22 protein-coding genes and 1 pseudogene are annotated in these 26,088 nt (G+C 72.8%); 15 read left to right on the forward strand and 8 right to left on the reverse strand.

Annotated elements, in window-relative coordinates:
* The first annotated feature begins 13 nt into the window (after window positions 1-13).
* From infC to PS467_RS33275, 10 genes are all read left to right on the forward strand, one after another.
* The gene (gene infC / locus PS467_RS33230) at window positions 14-679 is read left to right on the forward strand and encodes a translation initiation factor IF-3 (protein WP_137981027.1); all 666 of its coding nucleotides are present in this window, start codon (window positions 14-16) and stop codon (window positions 677-679) included.
* A gap of 151 nt (window positions 680-830) precedes the next feature.
* On the forward strand, window positions 831-1,025 hold the full coding sequence (gene rpmI, locus PS467_RS33235; protein WP_020867203.1) for a 50S ribosomal protein L35: 195 nt from the start codon (window positions 831-833) through the stop codon (window positions 1,023-1,025).
* Window positions 1,026-1,121: 96 nt separating this feature from the next.
* Entirely contained in the window at window positions 1,122-1,505 is a 384-nt protein-coding gene (gene rplT, locus PS467_RS33240; RefSeq protein WP_078639975.1) for a 50S ribosomal protein L20, read from the forward strand.
* 104 nt (window positions 1,506-1,609) lie between these two features.
* A complete protein-coding gene (locus PS467_RS33245; RefSeq protein ID WP_311038319.1) occupies window positions 1,610-2,443 on the forward strand; it encodes a TrmH family RNA methyltransferase in 834 nt (277 codons plus the stop codon).
* Between the two features lie 43 nt (window positions 2,444-2,486).
* Window positions 2,487-3,692: a sensor histidine kinase gene (locus PS467_RS33250; RefSeq protein ID WP_311038320.1), complete on the forward strand. Its 1,206-nt coding sequence runs from the start codon at window positions 2,487-2,489 to the stop codon at window positions 3,690-3,692.
* 220 nt (window positions 3,693-3,912) lie between these two features.
* A complete protein-coding gene (pheS, locus tag PS467_RS33255; protein WP_311038321.1) occupies window positions 3,913-5,043 on the forward strand; it encodes a phenylalanine--tRNA ligase subunit alpha in 1,131 nt (376 codons plus the stop codon).
* Entirely contained in the window at window positions 5,043-7,568 is a 2,526-nt protein-coding gene (pheT, locus tag PS467_RS33260; protein ID WP_311038322.1) for a phenylalanine--tRNA ligase subunit beta, read from the forward strand. The genes pheS and pheT overlap by 1 nt, the downstream gene beginning before the upstream one ends.
* Before the next feature lie 503 nt (window positions 7,569-8,071).
* Window positions 8,072-9,289 (forward strand): PP2C family protein-serine/threonine phosphatase, encoded by a 1,218-nt coding sequence (locus tag PS467_RS33265; RefSeq protein WP_311038323.1) that lies wholly within the window; start codon window positions 8,072-8,074, stop codon window positions 9,287-9,289.
* A gap of 187 nt (window positions 9,290-9,476) precedes the next feature.
* Entirely contained in the window at window positions 9,477-10,814 is a 1,338-nt protein-coding gene (locus PS467_RS33270; protein WP_311038324.1) for an NsdA family TPR-like regulatory protein, read from the forward strand.
* 47 nt (window positions 10,815-10,861) lie between these two features.
* Window positions 10,862-11,425: an NUDIX hydrolase gene (locus PS467_RS33275; RefSeq protein WP_268975390.1), complete on the forward strand. Its 564-nt coding sequence runs from the start codon at window positions 10,862-10,864 to the stop codon at window positions 11,423-11,425.
* A gap of 44 nt (window positions 11,426-11,469) precedes the next feature.
* Here the strand turns inward: PS467_RS33275 and PS467_RS33280 are convergent, their stop codons facing one another.
* Window positions 11,470-11,727 carry a hypothetical protein gene (locus tag PS467_RS33280; RefSeq protein ID WP_268975392.1) on the reverse strand — a complete coding sequence of 86 codons (258 nt, stop codon included), beginning with the start codon at window positions 11,725-11,727 and terminating at the stop codon, window positions 11,470-11,472.
* A 204-nt stretch (window positions 11,728-11,931) separates the two neighbouring features.
* Here PS467_RS33280 and PS467_RS33285 point away from each other — a divergent pair, with 204 nt between their 5' ends.
* The gene (locus tag PS467_RS33285; protein ID WP_311040036.1) at window positions 11,932-12,699 is read left to right on the forward strand and encodes an MgtC/SapB family protein; all 768 of its coding nucleotides are present in this window, start codon (window positions 11,932-11,934) and stop codon (window positions 12,697-12,699) included.
* A gap of 85 nt (window positions 12,700-12,784) precedes the next feature.
* Here the strand turns inward: PS467_RS33285 and PS467_RS33290 are convergent, their stop codons facing one another.
* The 4 genes from PS467_RS33290 to PS467_RS33305 form a co-directional block, all read right to left on the reverse strand.
* On the reverse strand, window positions 12,785-13,696 hold the full coding sequence (locus PS467_RS33290) for a GlxA family transcriptional regulator (protein ID WP_311038325.1): 912 nt from the start codon (window positions 13,694-13,696) through the stop codon (window positions 12,785-12,787).
* Entirely contained in the window at window positions 13,693-14,247 is a 555-nt protein-coding gene (locus PS467_RS33295; RefSeq protein ID WP_311038326.1) for a cysteine hydrolase family protein, read from the reverse strand. Before PS467_RS33295 ends, PS467_RS33290 begins: the two co-directional genes overlap by 4 nt.
* A gap of 108 nt (window positions 14,248-14,355) precedes the next feature.
* Complete coding sequence (locus PS467_RS33300; protein WP_311038327.1) at window positions 14,356-15,213, reverse strand: 3-hydroxybutyryl-CoA dehydrogenase; 858 nt, start codon at window positions 15,211-15,213, stop codon at window positions 14,356-14,358.
* A 154-nt stretch (window positions 15,214-15,367) separates the two neighbouring features.
* Window positions 15,368-17,695, reverse strand: coding sequence for a xyloglucanase (locus PS467_RS33305; protein ID WP_349256476.1), 2,328 nt, complete (start codon window positions 17,693-17,695; stop codon window positions 15,368-15,370).
* A 317-nt stretch (window positions 17,696-18,012) separates the two neighbouring features.
* Between PS467_RS33305 and PS467_RS33310 the strand changes: the two genes are divergently transcribed.
* Window positions 18,013-19,245, forward strand: a complete 1,233-nt coding sequence (locus PS467_RS33310) for a glycoside hydrolase family 10-like protein (protein ID WP_311038328.1) — start codon at window positions 18,013-18,015, stop codon at window positions 19,243-19,245.
* Window positions 19,246-19,269: 24 nt separating this feature from the next.
* Here PS467_RS33310 and PS467_RS33315 read toward each other — a convergent pair whose 3' ends face one another.
* Together PS467_RS33315 and PS467_RS33320 are read right to left on the reverse strand one after the other, a co-directional pair.
* On the reverse strand, window positions 19,270-19,476 hold the full coding sequence (locus PS467_RS33315; protein ID WP_268975397.1) for a DUF1918 domain-containing protein: 207 nt from the start codon (window positions 19,474-19,476) through the stop codon (window positions 19,270-19,272).
* A gap of 296 nt (window positions 19,477-19,772) precedes the next feature.
* Window positions 19,773-20,753 (reverse strand): annotated as a pseudogene (locus PS467_RS33320) (DMT family transporter); the annotation flags it as partial.
* Between PS467_RS33320 and PS467_RS33325 the strand changes: the two are divergent.
* Window positions 20,752-22,206 carry an aminotransferase-like domain-containing protein gene (locus PS467_RS33325; RefSeq protein ID WP_311038329.1) on the forward strand — a complete coding sequence of 485 codons (1,455 nt, stop codon included), beginning with the start codon at window positions 20,752-20,754 and terminating at the stop codon, window positions 22,204-22,206. The pseudogene PS467_RS33320 and the gene PS467_RS33325 sit on opposite strands and share 2 nt — an antisense overlap.
* Window positions 22,207-22,275: 69 nt before the next feature.
* On the forward strand, window positions 22,276-22,722 hold the full coding sequence (locus PS467_RS33330) for a GNAT family N-acetyltransferase (RefSeq protein WP_311038330.1): 447 nt from the start codon (window positions 22,276-22,278) through the stop codon (window positions 22,720-22,722).
* Window positions 22,723-23,138: 416 nt separating this feature from the next.
* Here the strand turns inward: PS467_RS33330 and PS467_RS33335 are convergent, their stop codons facing one another.
* Window positions 23,139-23,660 (reverse strand): GNAT family N-acetyltransferase, encoded by a 522-nt coding sequence (locus PS467_RS33335; protein ID WP_311038331.1) that lies wholly within the window; start codon window positions 23,658-23,660, stop codon window positions 23,139-23,141.
* Window positions 23,661-23,823: 163 nt separating this feature from the next.
* On the opposite strand from PS467_RS33335, the gene PS467_RS33340 reads away from it, so the two are divergent.
* Window positions 23,824-26,043 (forward strand): NADP-dependent isocitrate dehydrogenase, encoded by a 2,220-nt coding sequence (locus tag PS467_RS33340; RefSeq protein ID WP_311038332.1) that lies wholly within the window; start codon window positions 23,824-23,826, stop codon window positions 26,041-26,043.
* Window positions 26,044-26,088 lie beyond the last annotated feature (45 nt).

Consider the following 26,088-nt stretch of genomic DNA (forward strand, 5'->3'; position numbering starts at 1 on the left):
GTGGTCTCAACCGATACAGACTTACGCGGCAGTCCGCCAGGCGGTCGCGTGGTGCAACCGAGGAGGATCCATCAGCGCCGAGCCCCGCATCAACGACCGGATTCGCGTCCCCGAGGTGCGACTCGTCGGTCCCAGTGGCGAGCAGGTCGGCATCGTGCCGCTTGCCAAGGCCCTGGAGCTTGCGCAGGAGTACGACCTCGACCTCGTCGAGGTGGCGGCGAACGCCCGTCCGCCGGTCTGCAAGCTCATGGACTACGGAAAGTTCAAGTACGAGTCGGCCATGAAGGCCCGTGAGGCGCGCAAGAACCAGGCGCACACGGTCATCAAGGAGATGAAGCTCCGGCCGAAGATCGACCCGCACGACTATGACACCAAGAAGGGTCACGTCGTCCGGTTCCTCAAGCAGGGCGACAAGGTCAAGATCACGATCATGTTCCGTGGCCGTGAGCAGTCCCGGCCCGAGCTCGGCTACCGGCTGTTGCAGCGGCTCGCTGAGGACGTCCAGGAGCTGGGCTTCGTCGAGTCCAACCCCAAGCAGGACGGCCGAAACATGATCATGGTTCTCGGTCCGCACAAGAAGAAGACCGAGGCGATGGCCGAAGCCCGTGAGGCGCAGGCCGCCCGAAAGGCGGAGCGCCAGCAGGGCGGCAGTCCCGCTGAGGAGCCCGCCGAGGCGTGATCGGTCAGGCCCCCGGCCTGGACCGCACACACCGGAGCCGTACGGCTCCGGTGACGAACGTACACATATGACGCTTCCGGACGCCCGGATCGCGGTCACCCCCGCGCCCGCGGCCGCCCGGACAGCGCCCCGACGAGGAGAGAACGGCGACATGCCGAAGAACAAGACGCACAGCGGTGCCAGCAAGCGCTTCAAGCTCACCGGCTCCGGCAAGGTGGTGCGCCAGCGCGCCGGTCGCCGCCACCTTCTCGAGCACAAGCCGTCCACGTTGACGCGCCGCCTGGCCGGCAAGGTCGAGATGGCCCCGGCCGACGCCAAGAAGATCAAGAAGCTTCTCGGCAAGTGACGCCCCGCCCCGCTCCGGCGGGGCGAGCGCCAGACCGGGACCCATTCGTTTCCGGGCCGCGTGAGTCAGCCGCGGCCCCGTACAAGGAGTAAACAAGTGGCACGCGTCAAGCGGGCAGTCAACGCCCACAAGAAGCGCCGGGCGATCCTCGAGCAGGCCAGCGGCTACCGGGGCCAGCGCTCCCGCCTGTACCGCAAGGCCAAGGAGCAGGTCACCCACTCTCTGGTCTACAACTACAACGACCGCAAGAAGCGCAAGGGCGACTTCCGGCAGCTGTGGATCCAGCGCATCAACGCCGCTGCCCGCGCCAACGGCATGACGTACAACCGCTTCATCCAGGGTCTGAAGGCCGCCAACATCGAGGTGGACCGCAAGATCCTGGCCGACCTCGCGGTCAACGACGCGGGCGCGTTCGCCGCGCTGGTCGAGGCGGCCCAGAAGGCGCTGCCGAGCGACGTCAACGCGCCGAAGGCCGCGTAACCGCCGCGCCCCCAGCCTTGCCGGCTGAACGGACCCGCAGGTGCCCGGCACCTGCGGGTCCACTCGTGTCGGCGTCCACGACCAGGAATCGAGACCCCCACCCCATGGCCCCGCCCGAGCTGACCTCCCTCAGATCGCCCCGCGTCACCGCGGCCCGCCGGCTCGCCAAGCGCAGCTTCCGGGGCAAGGAGCGGCGGTTCATCGTCGAGGGGCCGCAGGCCGTACGGGAGGCCGTCGCGCATCTCGTGGAGGTGTACGCGACCCCCGAGGCCGCCGAGCGCCACGCCGACATCACCGAGGCCGCCCGGACCGCGGGCGTGCCCGTCCTGACCGCCTCCGACGCCGTGATCGCGGAGATGTCCGACACCGTCACCCCCCAGGGCGTGGTCGGGCTGTGCCGCTTCCTGGACTCGCCGTTCGAGGAGATCCTGCGCGCCCGGCCCAGACTCGTCGCCGTCCTCGCCCACGTCCGCGACCCCGGCAACGCCGGGACCGTGCTGCGGTGCGCCGACGCCGCCGGGGCGGACGCCGTGGTGCTGACCGACGCCTCCGTGGACCTGTACAACCCCAAGGCCGTGCGCGCCTCCGTCGGCTCCCTGTTCCACCTCCCCGTGGCCGTCGGGGTGCCCGTCGAGCGCGCGGTGAGCGGGCTGCGGGAGGCCGGGGCGCGGGTGCTGGCCGCGGACGGGGCGGGGGAGCGGGACCTGGACTCCGAGCTGGACGACGGGCTGCTGGGCGCCCCCACCGCCTGGATCTTCGGCAATGAGGCATGGGGCCTGCCGGAGGCTACCCGCGCACTCGCGGACGAGGTGGTGCGCGTTCCGATTCACGGCCGGGCCGAGAGCCTCAACCTCGCCACGGCCGCCGCCGTGTGCCTCTATGCCTCCGCTCGTGCGCAGCGCGCTCCCGCAGGGTGCCGCTCCGTCACATCGACCTAGTAGGGTTGCCCCCTCCGGGAGGGGACCGAGAGGGGGTGTGGGGATGGACGTCAGGACCTCCGGCGCCAGGGCGGCCGATGCCCATGCGCCCGGGGCGGAGCCGCCCGGCGAGGACCACGGCCGCCCGTCCACCGGGCCGGGACCCGGTGTGCCCGGCGGCGCGCCGGACGGGCTCGGGCTGCACCCCGACGATCTGCCCGACGGCCTGGTGGTGGCCGATGAGGCCGGCCTGGTCACGTTCTTCAACGCGGCGGCGGCGCGGATCACCGCCACCGACCCCTCGGACGCGATCGGCCGCCGCCTGGAGGTGGCCCTGCCGTTAGAGGACCTGGACGGCCGGCGCTGGTGGGCGCTGACCGATCCTTACGGAGGGCTGGCCATCCGGGCCGGCCAGCCCGAGCGGAACCTGCTGCTGCCGGGCGGCCGCGAGGTGCTGGTCTCGGCCCGCTACGTGCGCGAGCGGCCGACCGGGCCGGTGCGCCGGGTGGTGGTCTCTCTGCGCGGCACCGAGGCCCGCCGCCGCACCGAGCGCAGCCATGCCGAGCTGATCGCGACCGTCGCCCATGAGCTGCGCTCACCGCTGACGTCCGTGAAGGGGTTCACGGCCACCCTGCTGGCCAAATGGGAGCGCTTCACCGACGACCAGAAGCGGCTGATGCTGGAGACCGTCGACGCCGACGCCAACCGGGTCACCCGGCTGATCGCCGAGCTGCTGGACATCTCCCGGATCGACTCGGGCCGGCTGGAGGTGCGCCGCCAGCCGGTCGACCTCGCCGCCGCCGTCCGCCGCCATGTGCAGGCGCTCACCGCGGCCGGGCACACCGCCGAGCGCTTCCTGATCAGGGTCAGGGGGCCGCTGCCCCGGCTGTGGGCCGATCCGGACAAGATCGATCAGGTGCTGGGCAATCTGCTGGAAAACGCGGTGCGCCACGGTGAGGGAACGGTCACTATTGATATAGCGCCTGATATAGCGCCCGCACCGGCCAAGCCGGTCGCGGACGGTACCCCTGTCGAAAGGACCGCCGTCACCGTGAGCGACGAGGGCCCCGGTATCCCGGAGGAGTCGATGAGCCGCGTCTTCACCCGCTTCTGGCGGGGCAGCAAGCGCGGCGGCACCGGCCTGGGGCTCTACATCGTCAAGGGCATCGTCGAGGCGCACGGCGGGACGATCACCGTCGACCGGGCCCGCGGCGGCGGCGCGGAGTTCCGATTTACCCTGCCCGTGGGCACCCCGGCCTATCTGGCCTGATCCCCCACGGGCTTCTCCGGACGGAGCGGACCCGTCCGCGCGGCAGGTGCCGCGCGGCGTCCCCAGGAACAGCACCCCTCGCGCGCCCCTTAGACTCGGGCTTTGGCACCTTGGCGTCCCCTTCGTGGTCGCAGCGGTCGCAGCCGTCGTGAGCCGGGGTCGCGCAGCCGGGGGCACCTCCCAGCGGTAGCTGGGGGGACAATCGGAAGCACGGGAAGAGATGTCGGCACCCAATAAGTCGTACGACCCTGTCGAGGTCGAGGCACTGAAACCGGAAGAGATCGCCCGCAGGCGGGACGAGGCGCTCGCCGCCATCGCCGCGGCGGGGGACCTCGAGGCGCTGCGCGAGGTGAAGGTCGCCCACACCGGCGACCGCTCGCCGCTCGCGCTCGCCAACCGCGAGATCGGCGCCCTGCCGCCACACGCCAAGGCGGACGCGGGCAAGCGCGTCGGCCAGGCCCGCGGCCAGGTCAACCAGGCGCTGAAGGCCCGGCAGGCGGAGCTGGAGGCGGAGCGGGACGCCCGGGTGCTGGTCGAGGAGGCGGTGGACGTCACACTGCCGTACGACCGCACCCCGGCCGGTGCCCGCCACCCGATCACCACGCTCTCCGAGCGCATCGAGGACGTCTTCGTCGCGATGGGCTACGAGGTCGCCGAGGGCCCCGAGGTGGAGGCCGAGTGGTTCAACTTCGACGCGCTCAACTTCCCGCCCGACCATCCCGCCCGCGAGATGCAGGACACCTTCTTCGTGCGGGGCGCGAAGGGTGACCAGGACGGCGAGGGCTCCGGTGTGGTGCTGCGCACCCACACCTCACCGGTGCAGATCCGGTCGATGATCGACCGCGAGCCGCCCATCTACGTGATCTGCCCCGGCCGCACCTTCCGCACCGATGAGCTGGACGCCACCCACACCCCCGTCTTCCACCAGGTCGAACTGCTCGCCATCGACGAGGGCCTGACCATGGCCGACCTCAAGGGGACGCTCGACCACATGGTGCGGGCGCTGTTCGGCGAGGGGATGTCGACCCGGCTGCGGCCGAACTTCTTCCCGTTCACCGAGCCGTCCGCCGAGATGGACATGCTGTGCTACGTGTGCCGCGGCGAGTCCGTGGGCAACCCGGACCGGCCCTGCCGCACCTGCTCCAGCGAGGGCTGGATCGAGCTGGGCGGCTGCGGCATGGTCAACCCGCGGGTGCTCATCGCCTGCGGCGTGGACCCGGAGAAGTACAGCGGCTTCGCCTTCGGCTTCGGCATCGAGCGGATGCTGATGTTCCGGCACAACGTGGAAGACATGCGAGACATGGTCGAGGGTGATGTGCGCTTCACCCGGCCCTTCGGGATGGAGATCTGATGCGGGTCCCGCTTTCTTGGCTGCGGGAGTACGTCGACCTGCCCGCCGGTGAGACCGGCCGTGACGTACAGGCCAAACTCGTCGCCGCAGGGCTCGAGGTCGAGACGGTCGAGCAGCTCGGCACCGGCCTCAAGGGGCCCCTGGTCGTCGGGCAGGTGCTGGCCATCGAGGAGCTGGAGGGGTTCAAGAAGCCCATCCGCTACTGCCAGGTGGACGTCGGCCGGGCCAACGGCACGGGTGAGCCGCAGAACATCGTCTGCGGCGCCCGGAACTTCCGGGTCGGCGACAAGGTCGTGGTCGTACTGCCCGGCGCCGAGCTGCCCGGCGGCTTCGCGATCTCCGCGCGCAAGACCTACGGCAAGGTCTCCGAGGGCATGATCTGCTCCGCCAGCGAGCTGGGCATGTCCGACGAGCACGACGGGATCATCGTCCTGCCGCCCGAGCACGAGGCCGGCACCGACGCCATCGAGCTGCTGGAGCTGGTCGACGAGGTCCTCGACATCGCCGTCACCCCGGACCGCGGCTACTGCCTGTCGATGCGCGGTGTCGCCCGCGAGACCGCGACCGCCTACGAGCTGCCGCTGCGCGACCCGGCCCTCCTCGACGTGCCCGCGCCCAACAGCCACGGCTACCCCGTCAAGGTCGCCGACCCGATCGGCTGCGACCGCTTCACCGCCCGCACCGTCACCGGCCTCGACCCCGAGGCGCACTCCCCGATCTGGCTCCAGCGCCGGCTCCAGAAGGCCGGGATGCGCCCGGTCTCGCTCGCCGTCGACATCACCAACTACGTGATGCTCGAACTCGGCCAGCCGCTGCACGCCTACGACCGCTCCCGGATCAACGGGGCGATCGGGGTGCGCCGCGCCGAGCCGGGCGAGAAGCTCACCACCCTCGACGGCACCCAGCGCGCCCTGGACCCCGAGGACCTCGTCATCACCGACGAGAGCGGGCCCATCGGCCTCGCCGGCGTCATGGGCGGTGCCAACACCGAGATCGCGGACGCCACCGCCGACGCCGAGACCGGCCAGGTGACGGGCACCACCGAGGTCGTCATCGAGGCGGCCCACTTCGCCCCGGTCTCGGTCGCCCGCACCGCCCGCCGCCACAAGCTGTCCTCCGAGGCGTCCCGGCGGTTCGAGCGCGGCGTCGACCCCCAGGCCGCCTCCGCCGCGGCACAGCGCACCGTCGATCTGCTGGTGCTGCTCGCGGGCGGCACCGCGGAGGTGGGCGTCACCGAGATCATCGCGCCCAGCGCACCGCACACCATCACGCTGCCCGCCGACCACCCGGACAAGGTCGCGGGGGTGCCCTACGGCCGGGAGACCGTGGTGCGCCGGCTCCAGCAGATCGGCTGCGACGTCTACGGGGCCGACGACCTCACCGTCACCGTCCCCAGCTGGCGGCCCGACCTCACCGACCCCAACGACCTGGCCGAGGAGGTCATCCGGCTCGAGGGGTACGAGAACCTCCCCGCCACGCTGCCCCAGCCGCCCGCCGGGCGCGGGCTGACCGAGCGTCAGCGGCTGCACCGCCGGGTCGGCCGGGCGCTGGCCGGCGCCGGATACGTCGAGGCGCTGAACTACCCGTTCCTCGGCGAGGAGGTCCTCGACCAGTTCGGGCTGGCCGCCGACGACCCGCGGCGCGATGTGGTGCGGCTGGTCAACCCGCTGTCGGACGCCGAGCCCGCGCTCCGTACGACACTGCTGCCCGGACTGCTCGGCGCGCTGCGCCGCAACGACGGGCGCGGCGCGCACGACCTCGCGCTCTTCGAGACGGGTCTGGTCTTCCGCGCCACCGGCGACGAACCGGCCGCGGTCACCCTCCCGGTCGACCGCCGACCCACCGACGAGCAGATCGCCGCGCTCAACGCCGCGCTGCCCCACCAGCCGCGCCGCGTCGCCGTCGTCCTCGCGGGCGACCGTGAGCAGGCCGGCTGGTGGGGCAAGGGCACCCCGGTGAGCTGGGCCGACGCCATCGAGGCGGGCCGGATCGTGGCGCGCGAGGCGGGGGTCGAGCTGATCGTCCGCCAGGACCAGCAGGACCCGTGGCACCCGGGCCGCTGCGCCGCGCTGCTGGCCGTCGTCGACGGCGAGGAGATCCTCGTCGGCAACGCCGGCGAACTCCACCCGCGGGTCACCAAGGCCCTGGGCCTGCCCGAGCGCACCTGCGCGATGGAGCTGGAGCTCGACCGCCTGGAGCGGGCCGGCACCGGCCGCGTGGCCGCCCCCCACGTCTCCACCTTCCCGGTGGCCACCCAGGACGTCGCGCTGGTCGTGGACGCCTCGGTGCCCGCGGCCGACGTCGAGACGGCGCTGCGCGAGGGCGCGGGCGAGCTGCTGGAGTCGCTCCGGCTGTTCGACGTCTTCACCGGTGAACAGCTCGGCGAGGGCAGGAAGTCGCTGGCCTACGCGCTGCGCTTCCGCGCCCCGGACCGCACGCTGACCGCCGAGGAGATCGCGGCGTCCCGCGACGCCGCGGTGTCGGCGGCCGCCGACCGCACCGGCGCCACCCTGCGCGGAGCCTGACACCGACCGGCTCCCGCCGGTCGCCGCAACCCGGCCATGGGGCCGCACCCGCACCCGGGCGCGGCCCCATCACCGTCCCCGGCCGCGACGCCGCGCGCGCCGCTCGCCGAGTGGCGCGAGGTCCGGGCGGCCGCGTGGCCGCCGGCCCGCGCTGTCACCCGGACCTCCGGTCACGCGCGGTGGGGTGTTCGGGGCCGCCCGGGGCGTGGTGATGCCCGTGCCGGTGGCCATGGGGCGCACCGCGATCCGGGGCGCACGCCGTCGCCGTCCCCGCGCCGCGCCTGCCCGCTCCAGCCGGTGAATGGCGAACAGCCGATCCGGGGCACGGTGGGGTGTTCGGGAAGGGCCCTGGGGCGTGGTCACCCGATCAGGTGAGATCCGGAAGGGGCAGGTCCCTTTGACAGGGGCTGTCGCGAGAATCGTCCCGGTCGTACGGCCCATCGGGAGACCGACCGTCCAGGGGCCTGGCCGACCGCCTCATTGGCCGGCGTTGGGGGCGACACATGATCGGGGCATCGGCAGTCGGCGGCGCGTTCGCACGGGGAGCGCACAGGCTTCGGGTGGTCACCCGCGTGGCCCCCTGTCTATGGGTGCTCGGTGTCATCTGCTGGGAACTGCTGACCCCGCACGACACCGAGGTCGTCCCGCTCCTCGCCGCGGCCCCCGCCATCGCCTGTGCGAGCAGCGGCCGCCGCGGATACATCCTGCTACTCGGCGGCGCGAGCCTGCTGTGCGCCCTCGCCCCGCCGACCCCTCTGGAGCCCGACGGCGACGTGGAGGAGCCGCACGCGGGCCTGGTCACCTGCTGTGCCATCTTCGCCGTGGTCGTCGCCACCTACCTCGGCAACGGCCGCAGGCTGCGGCTGATCCGCGAACTGGAACAGCTCCGGGCGGTGGCCGCCGCGGCGCAGGACGTGGTGCTGCGGCCGCTCCCGGCCCGGCTGGAGGGGATCGAGCTGGCGGGCGGGCATCTGTCGGCCAGCCGGGGCGCCGTCGTGGGCGGCGATCTGTACGAGGCGCTGGCCACCCCGTACGGCGTCCGCGTCATCATCGGCGACGTCCGCGGCCACGGCCTCCCCGCGATCGGCACCGTCGCCGCCGTCCTCGGCAGCTTCCGGGAGGCGGCCCATGAGGAACCCCGGCTCACCGGTGTGCTGCGCCGGCTCGACCGCGCCCTGGAGCGCCATCTGCGGGCACGCGCGAGCGGGGAGTGCCCGCCGGACAGCCCGGTGGACGAGGAGTTCGTGACCGTCCTGCTGCTGGAGGTGGGCCCGGACGGCGAGGTCACCGCGCTCAACTGCGGCCACCCCTGGCCGTACCGCCTCCACGAGCAGCCGGTGGGCCCGGCCATCGCCCGGCAGACCGACCCCGGTGAGGTGCTGCCCCCGCTCGGTCTCTTCCCGCTCCCCGCCGAGCCGCCCGCCGCCCACTGGAGCGCCCTGGGCGCCGGCGACACGCTGGTGCTGCACACCGACGGCGCCGAGGACGCACGCGATGCCCACGGCACGTTCTTCCCGCTGCGCCGCGCCCTGTCCGAGGCCGCGGGGCCCGGACCGCTCGTCCCGACGGCGGTCGTCGAGGGGGTGCGCTCGGCGCTGCTGAGCCACACCGGCGGGCGGCTCGCCGACGACGTCGCGCTCGTCGCGCTGCGCTACGACCGCTGCCCGCTGTCCGCCCCCACGGCCCTCACCCTCCCGGCCGCCGACGCCGGCCGGAACTAGGGCCTGTCGTCACAGGGGGCGCCCTGCTCCCGACGCCTGGCACGGCCGCTCGCCGCGTTGTCGCAGCACCCACGTACGTCCACGTCCAGTACGAGGGCGGTGCTCCGCCTTGCGCCTCGCCGCTTTCACACCCCGTGTGAATCGCCCTCCACTACGCTGGCGCCACCGAGCGCTTCGGGAGGGCGAGATGGAGCCCAACACACTGCTCGACTCCGTGCTCGACGAGGCCGGAGTCTCCCACGCGGGACTGGCCGCGCATGTCAACGAGGCAGGCCGGGCCCGGGGGATGAAGCTGCGGTACGAACACACCGCGGTGGCCCGGTGGCTGAAGGGCCAGCGGCCCCGTGGCCAGGTGCCGGACCTCATCTGCGAGGTGCTGGGGGAGCGGCTGCACCGCGCCCTCACCCTGGACGACATCGGCCTGGGCACCCCCGGCAGCCCCCGCGGACCCGCCACCCCGCTCTCCGGGTTCGTCGAGCGTGCCACCGCGCTGTGGCGCTCCGACGAACAGCAGCGCCCGCATGTCGTCCAGGCCCCGGCGGTCACCGGCACCCCCGCCGTCATCCCGGTGTGGGAGTGGGAGAACCCGCCCGAGGACTCCGATGTCTCCCGGCGCGGTCAGACGCGGGTCAGCATGACCGACATCGAGACGCTGCGCGCCGCCCGCGCCCACTACGAGCAGATGTACCGCAAGGCGGGCGGCGTCGCGACCCGGACCCGGGTGGTGGGATTCCTCAACTCCGAGGCCGCGCCGCTGCTGCGCGGCGCTTACGGCGACGACACCGGCCGCCAGCTCCACCGGACGACCGGCGGCCTGGTGGCCATCGCCGGGATCTGCGCCTACGACTCCGACGCGCACGGCCTGGCCCAGCGCTACTTCCACCAGGCGCTGCGGCTCGCCAAGGCCAGCGGCGACCGGGGCCTGGGCGCCTATGTGATCGCGCTGCTGGTCAACCAGTCCCTGTTCATGAAGGAGTACCGGCAGGCGGTCGCCTTCGCCGAATCGGCGCTGCGTGCCGCGGGTTCCCAGATCACCCCCGCGCTCGCCGCCGACCTCTACGCCATGCAGGCCAAGGCGTACGCCCGGCTGGGCGACGGCGCCGGGACGCTGTCCTGCATCCGGCGCGCCGAGACGGCCGCCGACCGGATCAGACCCGGCCAGGAGCCCGACGAGACCGGCTATGTCCAGCCGGGTCTGGTGAACGTCCAGGTGGCCGAGGCGCTGCTGAGCCTGGGCGACCTCGGCGGCGCCCGCGAGCACGCCACCGCCGCGGTCGGCACCCCCGCGCACGACCGGGGGCGGGTGCACCGGCTCGCCATGCTCACCCATATCGAGCTGCGGCAGGGTGACGCGGACCGGGCGGGCGCCACGGCGGTGGAGATGACCGAGCGGGCGCGCGGCATGGAGTCCCAGCGGTTACGCGACCGGCTGCGGGCGGTACGGGAACACCTCGCGGCCAGCGGATGCGCCGCGACGGCCGCGGCCGCCGAGCTCATCGACGGGGCACTGCGCGTCCCTCTGTGACCGCGGTTCCGTTCGCGCTCCGCTCTCTCGTCAGCGGGTGGCCCAGGATGGCCTCCCGTTTCGACGAAAGGTGGCTGACCGTGCGATGGAAGAACCTCAGGGAGCAGACCGTGTACGAGAACCGATGGTTCCGGGTCAACCTCGCCGACGTCCGACTCCCCGACGGGCGTCATCTGGACCACTATCTGATCCGGCTCCGCCCCGTGGCCGTGGCCACCGCGGTGAACGCGGCGAACGAGGTGCTGCTGCTGTGGCGGCACCGGTTCATCACCGACGCCTGGGGCTGGGAACTGGCCGCGGGCGTCGTCGAGGACGGTGAGGACATCGCCGACGCCGCGGCCCGGGAGATGGAGGAGGAGACCGGCTGGCGCCCCGGCCCGCTGCGCCATCTGCTCTCCGTCGAGCCGTCCAACGGGCTCACCGACGCACGGCACCACATCTACTGGGCCGAGGAGGCGTCGTACGTCGGACACCCGGAGGACGACTTCGAGTCGGACCGCCGTGAATGGGTGCCGCTGAAGGCGGTGCCCGACCTGGTCGCCCGGGGCGAGGTGCCCGCGGCCAACATGGCGGCCGCGCTGCTGCTGCTGCACCACATCAGGCTCGGCTAGGCCGGACGGCGGATACGGACCGGGTCCGGTGGCGCGGTGGCGCGCTAGTGTCCCGCCGCCTGCCATACCGCGAGGGCCAGGGCGGAGACCCCGGTCAGGGCGGCGATGGAGGGCAGCGGCCAGCGTCCGTGTTCCAGTGTCCGTATCCGTCCGCCCAGTTGGTTCACGTCCTCCTCGGCCTGCTCTCCTCGGTGGTCGAGCAGGGCGAGCCGGCCGTCGACGCGGGTGAAGCCCACTTCGACGGTCCGGCGCAGTTCCGCGAGCTCCACGGCTAACGCGGCTTGCTCGGGCTCGGTGGTCACGGGTTGATCCCCTTCCGGATGTAACGTCCGTGCAGTGGTGACGCTTCGAGTCAAGCGCATGCCCAGGTGGTGCGGGAGCGTGTGTGGGGATGGTGTGTGTGTCACCGGCGCACACCCCGTGCGAAACGCGGGTACTCAGCCGGGTACTCCGCGCGGGTACTCAACGGGGCAGAAGGGACGGATGTGCGACTGATCGCCGCTGGGATGTGGGAATTCGGCGCCGACCAGGGACTGCGCCAGTTCGCCGAACTCGGCGTCGCCCTGGTGCTGTCCACTCTGATCGGGCTCGAGAGGGCGGTGCAGCAGAAGAGCGCCGGGCTGCGCACCCACACCCTGGTGGGCGTGGGCAGCGCGCTGTTCATGCAGGTGTCCCAGTACGGTTTCGCCGATGTGCTGCTGCGGGACCACATCAGCCTGGACCCCTCCCGGGTGGCGGCGCAGGTCGTCTCCGGTATCGGCTTCATCGGCGGCGGCCTGATCTTCGTACGGCGGGACGCCGTCCGGGGGCTGACCACCGCGGCGACCATCTGGCTGACCTGTGCGGTCGGCATGGCCTGCGGCGGCGGGCTGGCCCTGCTGGCCACCGCGGCCACCGTGGCGCACTTCCTGGTGGTGCGCGGCTATCCGCTGCTCACCCGCCGGCTGCCGGCCCTCTGGTCGGCCGAACGGGTGGAGGTGCAGCTCTCCTACCGGGTGGGCGGAGGGGTGCTGCCCCGCGTCCTGGAGCTGTGCACGGCCGCCGGGTACCGGGTGGTGCGGGTCCGGGTGGACCGGGCGCCCTGGAAGGGCCGGGACCGCACCACGCGGGTCGTCCGGGCCGAGGAGGAGGCCCGGCCCGCCGATACGGGCGTCGCCGAGGTACTGCTGGCCCTCGAGGGCACTGGGGACATCCTCCATCTGGTCGGGCAGATCTCCGAACTGGACGGCGTGCTCGGCGCCGACGCGGGCCACGACCTGGACGGCTCGGAGTGACGCCGTACCGCCACGGGCGCCCGAGCGCACACCGCACGGTCCACCGCACGACCCGGCGCGGCGGCCGCCGGTTCAGTCCGCCGGTTCAGAGCGCCCGCGCCCGCAGACGGCGCAGCATCCGCGCGTCGTCGAACCCCACCTCGCGCGCCGCGGCCTCCACCGTCGACCCCTGACCGATCAGGTGCTCGGCGCGCTCCAGCCGTAGCGCCTGCTGATAGCGCAGTGGGGTGAGCCCGCCGGTGGCGCGGGTGAACAGCCGGGTGAGGGTGCGTTCGCTGACCTGCGCCGTAAGGGCCAGATACGTCAGCGACAGCGGTTCGGCGAACCGCGCGTCGATGAGGTCCTGGACCCGGTGGACCACGTCGTCCGGATGGGAGCGGTGCCGCAGCATGACGCCGGCCTGCGGCTCATGGCCGTTGCGGCGGGCGAAGACGACCATGTTCCGGGCCACCCGGGCGGCGAGCGCCGGCCCGTGCCGGACCGCCAGCAGATGCAGCGCCAGATCGATCCCACTGGCGATGCCCGCCGAGGTCACCACCCGCTCGTCGGCGGTGAACAGCACATCCCGTACCACCGTCGCCCGGGGATGCCGGGCCGCCAGCTCGTCCTGGAGCTCATGGTGGGTGGTGCACCGGCGCCCGTCCAGCAGCCCCGCCCGGCCCAGCGCCAGCGCCCCGGCGCAGACGCCGGCCACGGTGCCCCCGGCCGCGTGGTGGGCGCACAGCCGCTCCAGCGCGTGCGGGCCGGGTTCCGGCCCGTCGTGCGGCGGCGACGACCGCCAGCCCGGCACCACGACCAGGTCGTCCGGGCCCGTCGCGGGCCACCGGGTGCGCGCGTTCAGCGTCAGACCCTGGGCGCTGGGCACCAGCTCCCGCTCGGCCACGTACGTGAGCTCATACGGCTGCCCGAGGTCCCGCGCCGTGTCGAACACCTGGGCCGGTCCGGACAGGTCGAGCAGATGGACCCCGGGCACCAGGACGAACACCACCCGGCTCATGCCGCGGCCGCTCCCGCCGCCTCCGCCTCCAGCTCGGCCACCGTGGCGATCCGGGCGAACCGGCCGCGCAGCACCGCCTCCGCGCGCTCGATGACCGCCTCGGCGCTCAGCTCGCCGATCGGATGGGTGGTGGTGGCGTCGGTGACGAACACGACCCGGTACCCCAGGTCGCTGCCGACCCGGGTGGTGGTCTCCACGCACTGCTCGGTACGGATACCGCAGACCACCAGCTCGCGCACGCCCGCCGTGGTCAGCAGCTGATGCAGGGGGGTGGTGGTGAAGGCGTTGTGGGAGGTCTTGTGGAGCACGGGCTCCCCCGGAGCGGGCCGCTCCAGTTCCGCCAGCAGGCGGACCTGACCCTGCTCCGGGTCGAACACACCTTCGCTGCCGGGCTCGGTGTGCAGCACCCAGATCACCTGGTCCCCCTCGGCACGGGCGAGCCGTACCAGCCGGTTGACCGGGTCCGCGATCCGCGGATCGGCGATCTGCTCCCAGGACGGACGGGCGCGGAAGGATTCCTGGACATCGACAACGATCAGTGCTCGGTTCATGGGACATAGTCTGACCAGGGTGAAAGCCCACTGCCAGGCACGATCGGGGCCGGTGGCGGAACGATCCGGTCAGGGCGGCCGTCCCGGGGAGCGGACCCGGCGGGGCCCTCAGTAGGTGTAGAAGCCCGAGCCCGTCTTGCGGCCCATCCGGCCCGCGTCCACCATCCGCAGCAGCAGTGGGGGAGCGGCGTACAGCGGCTCCTTGTACTCGGCGTACATCGAGTCGGCGATCGCCGTGATGGTGTCCAGGCCGATCAGATCGGCCAGCTTCAGCGGGCCCATCGGATGGGCGCAGCCCAGCTCCATACCGTTGTCGATGTCCTCGCGGCTGGCGATCCCGGACTCGAACATCCGGATGGCGGACAGCAGATACGGGATGAGCAGCGCGTTGACCACGAACCCCGCGCGGTCCTGGGCGCGGATGGCGTGTTTGCCGAGGACGTCGTGGACCAGCGCCTCGGAGCGCTTGATGGTCTCCTCACCGGTGGTGAGCGCCGGGATCAGCTCCACCAGCGCCTGCACCGGCGCCGGGTTGAAGAAGTGGATGCCGATCACCTGATCGGGGCGGGAGGTGGCGACGGCCAGCTTGACCAGCGGGATGGAGGAGGTGTTGGAGGCGAGGATGGCGTCCGGGCGGGTCACCACCTGGTCGAGCACCTGGAAGATCTCCGTCTTGACCTGCTCGTTCTCGACCACCGCCTCGATCACGAGATCGCGGTCGGCGAACTCCCCCAGATCGGTGGTGAAGCTCAGCCGGTCCAGCGTCGCGTCGCGCTGCTCCTCGGTGATCTTGCCGCGCTCCGCGGCCTTGCCGAGGGAGTTGGTCAGCCGGGTACGCCCTATTTCCAGGGCCTCGCCCGTGGTCTCCGCGACCATCACGTCCAGGCCGGAACGTGCGCACACCTCCGCGATGCCGGCACCCATCTGGCCACAGCCCACCACTCCGACGCGTTCGATGTCGGTCACATCGTGCCTTTCGCTGGTCCAGTCGTCCGTTGTGTCGTCCCCCCTGCGCCCCAGACGTTACCCTCCGGTTATCGGCAAGGGGCGGGCCGGGGCCGGATTCCCGGCCGTGGCCCGCCCCCGCTCCCCGCTCCCGCACGGGGCTCTCACATCACCGTCACGAGATGTCGCCGCGCAGGATGCCACGGCCGTTGGTGGCCACGTAGACCCGTCCGTAGACGCGCGGGTCGCCGGTGATGGCGGCGCCCGTCCAGCCCCACTGGTGGGCGTCGTCGTTGATCCGGGTCCAGCTCGCCCCGGCGTCGGTGGAGCGGAAGATGCCGCGCACCCCGCCGATCTTCGCGCTGGTGTAGAGCGCCTGGTAGGAGGCGCCCGGTGCCGCCTTGCCGAAGCCGATGGTGTCCGCCTGCTGGACGCCGCTGAGCTTGGTGAAGGTGGCGCCGGAGTCCGTGGAGTGCCACAGCCCGTAGGCCCCGCCGGTGCTGCCGCCCGCGAGCCAGATGTCGCCCTCGGTGCCCGGCAGCGCCTTGAACCGCACCGGGCCGTCGGCGGGCAGCCCGGAGGACGCCTTGGCGGTGAAGGTGGCGCCGCCGTCGGTGGAGACGTAGAAGACGCCCGCCTTGAAGCCGTAGAACTTCTTGGGGTTCTTGCGGTCGGACTCCACGACCGCTCCGGCCGGGATACCGCTCGACGCCGACCAGGAGGTGCCGAAACCGGTGGTGTGGTAGACGGCCGAGGTGCCCTCCGGGGCCCAGACGAAGCCGCTGCCGTCGGCCGCGGCGGCCACCGTGCCGCCGCCGGTGACCCCGGACGGTTCGCTGCCCTGCCACCAGTTGGCACCGTTGTCGGTCGAGAAGGCGATCCGCGGGGCGGAGTCGTTGTTGCCCACCCGCACCACGGTGTTCGGGCTGGTCTCGGCGTAGTCCAGGCTGGTGGTCGTGGTGAACGTGGGCGAGGTGTACATCTTCGCGGGCACCGCGTCCGGATCGGTGTGGCGGAAGCCCCCGATGTCACCGAGCGCGCTGAGCAGCGGGGCGCCGGTGGGCGGGCTGGCCAGGTCGTTGACCGCGGTCTCCTCCAGGCCCTTGACCATGGGCGTGATGGTGATTTTGCCGCCTGTGTCCCAGCTGGCGAGGTTCTCCGTGCCGTAGACCGTCGCCCCCGTGCCGTACATCATCCGGTTGGAGTCGAACGGGTCGATCTCCAGCGCCTCGGTCATCCAGCCCAGCTTCGGGGTCACTTCGGGCGGCGAGGGGTTGGTGCCGAAGGTCAGCCACGGGACGGACGAGACGTCCTGGGTGTAGCGGAAGGACCGGTTCGGGTAGCTGGTCCAGTCCCAGGCCCGGGTCCAGGTGGCGCCGGAGTCGGTGGAGCGGAAGATCTGGGTGTCCGGCCACCAGGAGCTGTACCCGGTCACCATCAGCGTGCCCGGTTTCTGCCGGTCCACCGTGAGCCCGCTGTAGCCGAAGTAGGTGTCGGCGTCGGTCATGGGGCTGATGTTGGTCCACTCCCCGGTCGCCGTGGCGTACCGCCACACCTGGCCCTTCTCCCCGTCGTACGGGCCGCCCTTGTCGCTGGTGGTGAGGTACAGATAGCCGTTCTTCGCATCGAGGACGCCCTTGTGGGAGAGGTAGCCGGTGGGCTGCCCGGCCACCCGCGACCAGGTGGCGCCCGCGTCCGTCGAGCGGTAGACGGTGTTGTCCTTGTCGGCCACGCCCACGTAGACGGTCTTCGTGGCGCTGCCCGGGGAACCGGTGCGCTCGTCGAAGGTCACCCACACCACGCCCTGGTTGTCGCTCAGATAGCCGGTGGTGTCGCTCGCGTCCTGGACGTACGTGCCGGGGTTGGGGAAGGCCGTCACCTTCGACCAGGTGACCCCGGAGTCGGTGGAGCGCCACAGCCCGTTGCCGCTCGGCGCGCCGAGGTAGAGCACGCTGTTCTTGTTGGGATCGACCGCCAGCCGTTCCCCCATGCCGCGGCCGGGCATGTTGCCGCCGAGCTTGAAGGGGAGGGTGGTGGACTGCCAGCTGGCGCCGCGGTCGGCGGAGCGCAGGATCGCGCCGTTGCCCGGGTCCCAGCTGTTGGTGTACGTACCGGCCGCCACATAGACCTTGTCGGGGTCCACCGAGTCGCTGGCCAGGCTCACCACCCCGGTCCAGCCCCAGTGGTCCCAGTCCAGCGAGTCCAGCAGCGGCACCCACCGCTTGCCGGACTGATCCCAGCGGTACGCCCCGCCGATGTCGGTGCGGGCGTAGGCGAGGTTCTTCTCCTTGCGGTTGAAGATGATGCCGGGGACGAAGCCGCCGCCGTCCACCCGGACGTTCCGCCAGGTGTAGGCGTCGGCCTGGGCCGCGCCCCGGTCGGAGGTGCCGGGGGCCGCGTCGGGGCGGGCCGCCGCGGGGGAGGCGGCCGCGGTGAGCAATCCGCCGACGAGCGCCAGCGCGGCCATGAGCGCGCCGATCGGTCTTCTGCCTTTGCTGCGCACGGGAACTTCCTCTCCGGACGTGGGGGTAGTGAGGCGTGCGGGCTGTGCGGGCGAAGATTTGGGAGCGCTCCCATGCGTGCGTCATCCGATGTTAGCGGCCGGATGGGCGCGCGAGAAGGGTGAAGTCAAGTGGTCCTCAAGGGGTGTTGGGGGCCGAGCGCCCGTATGCGCGCCATGCATTGCCCGGCGCCCGCAAGGGCCCCATCATCAGCGGGAGTTGCCGCCGCATCAGGCCCCCGTCGCCGTCATGTCACGCCCGGCGCGACACCCGGCGACGGAGGCCGTCCACGGCACGAGGACCGAGGCGAGGAGTGAGCATGGGTCGGATCACACGCAGGAGTCTGACGGTCGCGGCCGCCGGGGCGCTGGCCGCGACCGTCACCGCGGGCGACGCGCTGGCGGACGGGCGGGGCGGTGGGCACCGGCCCGAGTTCCGCGGAATGTGGCTGGCCACCGTGGCCAACCGCGACTGGCCGTCCAGGCCCGGTCTCGGCGCCGCCGAGCAGCGGGCCGAACTGCTCGCCTTCCTCGACACCGCCGTGGACCGCAGGCTCAACGCGGTCGTCTTCCAGGTGCGGCCGACGGCGGACGCGCTGTGGCCCTCACCGTACGAGCCGTGGGCGGAGTGCCTCACCGGCGTCCAGGGCCGGGACCCGGGCTGGGACCCGCTGGGCACCGCCGTGCGCGAGGCGCACCGGCGCGGTCTGGAGCTGCACGCCTGGTTCAACCCGTACCGGATCGCCAACCACACCGACCCCTCCCGGCTGGTCCCCACGCATCCGGCCCGGGTGCACCCCGAGTGGGCCGTGCCGTACGGCGGGAAGCTCTACTACAACCCCGGGCTGCCCGAGGTCCGCCGGTTCGTCCAGGACGCCATGCTGGACGCGGTCGCGCGCTATGACATCGACGCCGTCCACTGGGACGACTACTTCTACCCCTATCCGGTGGCCGGCCAGGTCTTCGACGACGACGCGGCCTACGAGCGCCACGGCGCGGGCTTCCCGGACCGGGCGGCCTGGCGGCGGAACAACATCGACCGTCTGGTGCACGAGACGGCCGTACGCGTCAAGCGGCTGAAGCCGCGGGTGCGGTTCGGCATCAGCCCGTTCGCCGTCTGGCGCAACCAGGCCACCGACCCGCTCGGCTCCGCCACCACGGCAGGGGTGCAGACCTACGACGACCTCTACGCGGACACCCGTGCCTGGGTGCGGCGGGGGTGGCTCGACTACATCGTGCCGCAGGTCTACTGGAACATCGGTTTCACCGCCGCCGACTACGCGGTGCTCGTCCCCTGGTGGTCCCGGGTGGTGCGGGGCTCCGGGGTGCGCCTCTACATCGGCGAGGCGCTCTACAAGGCGGGCGATCCGGCGCAGCCCGCGCCCTGGCAGGACCCCGCGGAGCTGTCCCGGCACCTCACCTTCGACCGGGACTTTCCGCAGGTGCGCGGCAATGTCTGGTTCTCGGCGAAGGAAGTGGCCGCCGACCGCAACGGCGCCATGGCGCGCGTGGTCGCCGACCACTATCCGTATCGGGTCCGTCCGCCCCGCTGAACCGGGCCGTGGCCCGTGGGACGGCTACCGCCGGCCGGGTCCGGTGGCCAGGTGGCGGACGACCGAGTCGGGGCCGGGGGAGAACAGGCACTCGTGGCCGTCGTCCTCGTAGCGGATACGGTAGGGCGGCTCTCCGTGGTCCCCGAGCACTTCGATGATCTCCGCCACACGGTCGTGAATTCCGACAACCCTGCCGTGCACCAGCAGCTTGTCGCCTACGGTCGCCTCCATCTGCGTGACCTCCTGTCCGCCGGAGGGCAATGCGATCTGCCGAGGACAATGCGATCCCTGAAGCCAGTCTATGGCTGGTTGTCCTGGTTTGCTCCGGCCGTGGGGTGATTCCGGTCCGCCGCTTCGGGGCTCCGGTCCGTCTTTCCGGGGCCCCGGTCCGCCAGTTCGGCGGCCCGGTCCGGCGCTTCGGGGGCCGGCGCTTCGGGGTGCGCCGCTTCGGGGTGCGCCGCTTCGGGGTGCGCCGCTGAGGACTTCCGCGCCCGGCCCGGCGCGGGGGTCCGTACCGCCGCCGGGACCCTGGCCCGCTGTGTCACCCCGATGCACACCAGCACCGCGAGGGCGGCGATGGGGGCGGCGGGGGTCAGCTCCTCGTCGAGGAGCAGCACCGACCACACCAGGGTGAGCAGCGGCTGGGCCAGCTGGAGCTGGCTGGCCCTGGCCACCCCGATGGCGGCCATCCCCCGGTACCAGACCACCAGGCCCATGAACTGCGAGCCGGCCGCCAGCCACACCAGCCCGGCCACCGCCCGGCCGCCGAGGTGGACGTCCTCGGCGGCCAGCGCGAGCACCGCGCCCGGCACCGACAGCGGCAGACAGCCCACCAGCGCCCAGCCGATCACCTGCCAGCCCGGCATATGGGCGGCCAGCCGGCCGCCCTCCGTATAGCCCGCCGCGCACACCAGCAGCGCGGCGAACAGATACAGATCGCCGGTGGTGAGCGCGCCGCCGCTCTGCTGCACCGCGAAGGCGATCACGACCGCGGCCCCGGCCAGCGCCGCCGCCCAGAACACCCGCGAGGGCCGCACTCCGGTGCGTACGGCGGAGAGGGCGGCGGTGGTCAGCGGCAGCAGGCCGACCACCACGGCCGAGTGCGCGGTGGTGGCGGTCTGGAGCGCGAGCGTGGTCAGCAGCGGGAAGCCCACGACGACCCCGGCCGCGACGACCAGCAGCCCAGGCCAGTGGCGGCGGTCCGGCACCGGGACCCGCAGGGCGGCCAGCGCCCCGCCCGCGATCAGTGCGGCGAGCACCATCCGGCAGGCGGTCGCCGACCAGGGGCCGAAGCCGGTGAGCGCCCACGCGGTGGCGGGGAAGGTGAGGGAGAAGGCGGCCACGCCGAGCGCGGCGAGCGCGGTGCCGGTCCGGGGGGCGGGTGGCGCCGGGGTGCCGGTACGGGAGGCGGACGGGGCCGGGGCGCCCCGGCCCGGCGCGGGGCCGCCTGCGGGGCCGCCGCTCACCGCTATCGCACTGCCCTCAGTAGCGCTATCCTGTGCTGTCATGCATCAGCGTAGCAGTGTGGCCGAACTCGCGGAATCGCTCCGGAAAGAGCTGGACCGCTACTCGCCGGGAGAGAAGCTGCCGTCCAGCCGTGCCCTGGTCGAGCGCTACCGGGTGAGCCCGGTGACCGTCTCCCGCGCCCTCGCCGCGCTCACCGCCGAAGGGCTGGTGACCACCCGCCCCGGCGCCGGCGCCTTCCGCGCCGACCGGCCACGGGACCGGGCACCACAGCCGGGCGACACCTCCTGGCAGGAGGTCGCGCTGAGCGTGGAGACGGCCGGTGAGTCGGTGCCGCGCTCGGTGGACGCCTCCGGCGTCCTGGCCACGCTCGCCGCCCCGCCGCCCGGGATCCTGGAGTTCAACAGCGGCTATCTGCACTCCTCGCTCCAGCCCGAACGGGCCCTGGCCGCCGCCCTGGCACGGGCCGGCCGGCGGCCCGGGGCGTGGGGCCGCCCGCCGGTGGAGGGGCTCGCGGAGCTGCGCGCCTGGTTCGCCCGGGAGATCGGCGGCCCGGCCGGAGTCCTCGGCGCCGCCGACGTCCTGGTCACCGCGGGCGGCCAGGCCGCGCTCACCTGCGCGCTGCGCGCGCTCGCACCGCCCGGCGCGCCCGTCCTGGTCGAGTCCCCCACCTACCCCGGGATCCTCGCCGCCGCCCGCGCCTCCGGGCTGCGGCCCGTCCCGGTCCCGGTGGACGCCGACGGAATCCGCCCCGATCTGCTCGCCGAGGCACTGCGGGCGACCGGCGCCCGGGTCGTCGTGTGCCAGCCGCTGTTCCAGAACCCCACCGGCGCCGTGCTCTCCGCACAGCGGCGCCGCGAGGTGATCGGGATCGCCCGTGCGGCGGGCGCGTTCGTGGTGGAGGACGACTTCGCGCGCCGGCTCGTCCACGAGGACGCGCCCCCGCTGCCCGCCACCCTCGCCGCCGACGACCCCGACGGGGTGGTGGTCCACGTCTGCTCGCTCACCAAGGCCACCTCGCCCAGCCTGCGGGTGGGCGCGCTCGCCGCCCGCGGCCCCGCGCTGGAGCGGCTGCGCGCGATCCAGGTCGTCGACAGCTTCTTCGTGCCCCGCCCGCTCCAGGAGGCCGCGCTGGAACTGGTCGGCGCGCCGGCCTGGCCCCGCCATCTGCGCGGCGTCGCCGCCGAGCTGCACGCCCGCCGGGAGGCGCTGGTCACCGCGGTCCGGCGGGAGCTGCCCGGACTTCAGCTGCGCCATGTGCCGCCCGGCGGCTACCACCTGTGGCTGCGGCTGCCTCAGGGCGCCGACGAGACCGCCCTGGCCTCCGCAGCGCTGCGCGCCGGGGTCGCCGTCGCCCCCGGCCGCCCGTACTTCTGCGCCGAACCGCCCGCGCCGCATGTGCGGCTGAGCTTCGCGTCGGTGGCGGGCGCCGGTGAACTGGCCGAAGGGGTACGGCGGTTGCGCACCGCGTGCGACGAGGTGCTGGGCGGGGCGTAGGGGCCCCGCCGGTGGCGGCCGGACGGAAATCCGTCGCGGTACCGGCCGGGCCGCTGGTAGGAAGAGCCCATGATCGACGGTTATGAGGTCTCCACCGACCCCGCCCGGCTCGACCCCGCCCGTATCCACCACTGGCTGTCCACCGACGCCTACTGGGCCCTCGGCCGCTCCCGCGAGAAGCAGGACCGCGCGATCGCCGGCTCGCTCAACTTCGGCGTGTACGACACCGCTTCGGGCGCCCAGGTCGCGTACGCCCGCGTGGTCACCGACCACGCCACCTTCGCCTGGCTCTGCGACGTCTACGTGGACCGGGCCGCGCGCGGCAAGGGCCTGGGCACCGCTCTGGCCGGCGCCGTACGCGACCACCTGGCACCCCACGGGCTGCGCCGCATCCTGCTCGCCACGCACGACGCGCACGGCGTCTACGCGAAGGCCGGCTTCGAGCCGCTCGACGACCCGGAGCACTGGATGGCCCTGGCCTTCTCCCGGCAGCGGGCCACCGGAGCGGGGGTGTGACCGTACGACGCCGGGATGACGTTTCGGCTGACGCCGGTCGCCGCCGGCCGTAGTTCCTCGCGGCTGGGGGAGCGCTTCGGCGAGGACCGGCCGCCAGGCCCGGAGGGCCGGCGCGCCGCCCCGGCGCTCCGGCCGCCGACCGCGGCGGAGCCGCGTTACCGCTCGCCGTCGGCCCGCGGCCGGGGGACCGGCGTCGCGCCGGGCTTTCCCCCGCTGGCCCAACTCGCCCTGCGTGACTGTGAGATGGGCCACTGGGCGGCCCGCTCGCCGGCCGATGTGAGGGCATGCGCACCGCGGGCGGTGGACGCCTGGCTCAGCGATCCGTGGTCCGCGCCGCACGCCCGCTCTCCCCGGTCACCCTCACCGGCCGGGCGGGCGAGCGGACGTTACGCGTGGGCGGTGTGGGACGCGGGCGCTCACGGGCCCTGCGTGACCTCTTCGGCCAGCAGGTCCATCAGCAGGCCGTCGTGCCACGTACCGTCCGGACCGCGCTCGTAGGACCGCATGACGCCGACCGGCCGGAAGCCGACCTTGCGGTAGCAGCGGATCGCGGCGGCGTTGTCCGCGGCCGGGTCGATCACGATCCGGTGGTGGCCCAGGTCGTCGATCAGATGGCGGGCCAGGGTGCGTACGGCGTCGGTGCCCAGCCCCCGCCCGTGCACCGCCGGGTCCAGATAGATGTCGATGCTCGCGTGCCGGTAGTCCGGATCGGCCTCGGCCGACCACTGGATCATGCCGATCACCGCGTCCTCGTACTCGATGGTCAGGTGCTCGCCGCCGGGCTCGGCCAGGTCCTCGCGCACCGCCGCCACCAGGTCCGCGCCACCTCGCCAGCGCGCGTAGACCTCGGGTTTCGCGCGGATCGCGGCCAGGGCGGGGACATCGGAGGGGGTGGTGGGGCGCAGCACCACCCGCGCGCCCCGCAGAGTCGTCGGCATGGTCGCGACGATCTCAGGAAGCGCGGGCGGTGACCAGAGCGCTTATGTCTGTCCGGTGTCTGTCCGGTGCCCTTTCGGATCTGGCCAGGGTCCTTTCGGGAAAGGGCCGAGTACCGGATATCTTGATGTCGAGCAATGTTGCAGACGTGGAGCGGAGCACCCGGTGACTGACTCGACCATCATCTATACGCACACGGACGAGGCCCCTGCCCTCGCGACGTACTCGTTCCTGCCGGTGATCGAGGCGTACGCCTCGACGGCCGGGGTCACCGTGGAGAGCCGGGACATCTCTCTGGCGGGGCGGATCATCGCCCAGTTCCCGGAGTACCTCGAGGAGGGCCAGCGCATCCCGGACGCCCTCGCGGAGCTGGGTGAACTCGCCAAGACCCCTGAGGCCAACATCATCAAGCTGCCGAACATCTCGGCCTCGATCCCGCAGCTGAAGGCGGCGATCGCCGAGCTTCAGCAGCAGGGCTACGCGCTGCCGGCCTACCCGGACGACCCGAAGACCGACGAGGAGCGGGAGATCCGCGCCCGTTACGACAAGGTCAAGGGCTCCGCCGTGAACCCGGTGCTGCGCGAGGGCAACTCCGACCGCCGCGCCCCCGCCTCGGTGAAGAACTACGCCAAGGCCAACCCGCACCGCATGGGCGCCTGGACGGCCGATTCCAAGACCAATGTGGCCCACATGGACGCGGACGACTTCCGCTCCACCGAGAAGTCCGTGGTGATCTCCGAGGACGGTGCGCTGCGCATCGAGCTGGCGGGCGACGACGGCTCCACCACCGTGCTGCGCGAGTCGGTGCCGGTGCTGGCGGGCGAGGTCGTGGACGCCTCCGTGATGCGCGTCGCGGCGCTGCGCGAGTTCCTCTCGGCGCAGGTCGCCCGCGCCAAGGCCGAGGGTGTGCTGTTCTCGCTGCACATGAAGGCCACGATGATGAAGGTCTCCGACCCGATCATCTTCGGCCACGCCGTACGGGCCTTCTTCCCCAAGACCTTCGCCGAGCACGGTGAGACCCTCGCCGCCGCCGGGCTGACCCCGAACGACGGTCTGGGCGGCATCCTCAAGGGTCTGGAGTCCCTGCCCGAGGGCGCGGCGATCAAGGCGTCCTTCGACGCCGAGCTGGCCGAGGGCCCGGAGCTGGCCATGGTCGACTCCGACCGCGGCATCACCAACCTGCACGTGCCGTCCGACGTCATCGTCGACGCCTCCATGCCGGCCATGATCCGTACCTCCGGCCACATGTGGGGCCCGGACGGCGAGGAGCACGACACCCTCGCGGTGATCCCGGACAGCAGCTACGCCGGGATCTACCAGGCCGTGATCGAGGACTGCCGCGCCCACGGCGCCTTCGACCCGGCCACCATGGGCTCGGTGCCCAACGTCGGTCTGATGGCGCAGAAGGCCGAGGAGTACGGCAGCCACGACAAGACCTTCGAGATCCCCACCACGGGCACCGTCCGCGTCCTGGACAAGGCGGGCAACGCGGTCATCGAGCAGGTCGTCGGCGCCGGTGACATCTTCCGCATGTGCCAGACCAAGGACGTGCCGATCCAGGACTGGGTCAAGCTCGCCGTCACCCGCGCCCGCGCCACCGGCGACCCGGCCGTCTTCTGGCTCGACGAGGGCCGCGCGCACGACGCCAACCTCATCGAGAAGGTCAAGGCGTACCTGCCCGAGCACGACACCGAGGGTCTGGACATCAGGATCCTGTCGCCGGTCGAGGCGATCAAGCTCTCCCTGGAGCGGATCCGCCGCGGCGAGAACACGATCTCGGTCACCGGCAACGTGCTGCGTGACTACCTGACCGACCTGTTCCCGATCCTGGAGCTGGGCACCAGCGCCAAGATGCTGTCGGTGGTCCCGCTGATCAACGGCGGCGGTCTGTTCGAGACCGGTGCGGGCGGCTCGGCGCCCAAGCACGTCCAGCAGCTGGTCAAGGAGAACTACCTGCGCTGGGACAGCCTGGGTGAGTTCCTCGCCCTCGCGGTCAGCTTCGAGCACCTCGCGCAGAAGACGGGCAACGCGCGGGCCCAGATCCTGGCCGACACCCTCGACCGGGCGACCGGCACCTTCCTCGCCGAGAACAAGTCGCCCAGCCGCCGCGTCGGTGGTATCGACAACCGCGGCAGCCACTTCTACCTGGCCCTGTACTGGGCCCAGGAGCTGGCCAAGCAGACCGAGGACGCCGACCTGGCCAAGGCGTTCGCCCCGCTCGCCGAGACCCTCACCGCCCAGGAGCAGAAGATCGTCGACGAGCTGATCGCCGTCCAGGGCTCCCCGGCCGAGATCGGCGGCTACTACCAGCCCGACCCGGCCAAGGCCGGGGCCGTCATGCGCCCGTCCGCGACCCTCAACCAGGCCCTCGCCACCCTCGGCTGAGGCCCGGCCGCACCACAGCACCACCGCACCACGAAACCGCCCCGA

The sequence above is a fragment of the Streptomyces luomodiensis genome, from assembly GCF_031679605.1.
In the GTDB taxonomy this organism is placed as follows: domain Bacteria; phylum Actinomycetota; class Actinomycetes; order Streptomycetales; family Streptomycetaceae; genus Streptomyces; species Streptomyces luomodiensis.

Excerpts from the sequence above, each read along its gene's own strand:
- PS467_RS33295 (WP_311038326.1), bottom strand. The coding sequence starts at position 14,247 with ATGAACCGAGCACTGATCGTTGTCGATGTCCAGGAATCCTTCCGCGCC.
- PS467_RS33245 (WP_311038319.1), top strand. The coding sequence starts at position 1,610 with ATGGCCCCGCCCGAGCTGACCTCCCTCAGATCGCCCCGCGTCACCGCG.
- PS467_RS33265 (WP_311038323.1), top strand. The coding sequence starts at position 8,072 with ATGATCGGGGCATCGGCAGTCGGCGGCGCGTTCGCACGGGGAGCGCAC.
- pheT (WP_311038322.1), top strand. The coding sequence starts at position 5,043 with ATGCGGGTCCCGCTTTCTTGGCTGCGGGAGTACGTCGACCTGCCCGCC.
- PS467_RS33315 (WP_268975397.1), bottom strand. The coding sequence starts at position 19,476 with ATGGAGGCGACCGTAGGCGACAAGCTGCTGGTGCACGGCAGGGTTGTC.
- PS467_RS33325 (WP_311038329.1), top strand. The coding sequence starts at position 20,752 with ATGCATCAGCGTAGCAGTGTGGCCGAACTCGCGGAATCGCTCCGGAAA.
- PS467_RS33310 (WP_311038328.1), top strand. The coding sequence starts at position 18,013 with ATGGGTCGGATCACACGCAGGAGTCTGACGGTCGCGGCCGCCGGGGCG.
- PS467_RS33335 (WP_311038331.1), bottom strand. The coding sequence starts at position 23,660 with ATGCCGACGACTCTGCGGGGCGCGCGGGTGGTGCTGCGCCCCACCACC.
- PS467_RS33275 (WP_268975390.1), top strand. The coding sequence starts at position 10,862 with ATGGCCTCCCGTTTCGACGAAAGGTGGCTGACCGTGCGATGGAAGAAC.
- PS467_RS33250 (WP_311038320.1), top strand. The coding sequence starts at position 2,487 with ATGGACGTCAGGACCTCCGGCGCCAGGGCGGCCGATGCCCATGCGCCC.
- rpmI (WP_020867203.1), top strand. The coding sequence starts at position 831 with ATGCCGAAGAACAAGACGCACAGCGGTGCCAGCAAGCGCTTCAAGCTC.
- pheS (WP_311038321.1), top strand. The coding sequence starts at position 3,913 with ATGTCGGCACCCAATAAGTCGTACGACCCTGTCGAGGTCGAGGCACTG.
- PS467_RS33270 (WP_311038324.1), top strand. The coding sequence starts at position 9,477 with ATGGAGCCCAACACACTGCTCGACTCCGTGCTCGACGAGGCCGGAGTC.
- PS467_RS33330 (WP_311038330.1), top strand. The coding sequence starts at position 22,276 with ATGATCGACGGTTATGAGGTCTCCACCGACCCCGCCCGGCTCGACCCC.
- PS467_RS33290 (WP_311038325.1), bottom strand. The coding sequence starts at position 13,696 with ATGAGCCGGGTGGTGTTCGTCCTGGTGCCCGGGGTCCATCTGCTCGAC.
- PS467_RS33285 (WP_311040036.1), top strand. The coding sequence starts at position 11,932 with ATGTGGGAATTCGGCGCCGACCAGGGACTGCGCCAGTTCGCCGAACTC.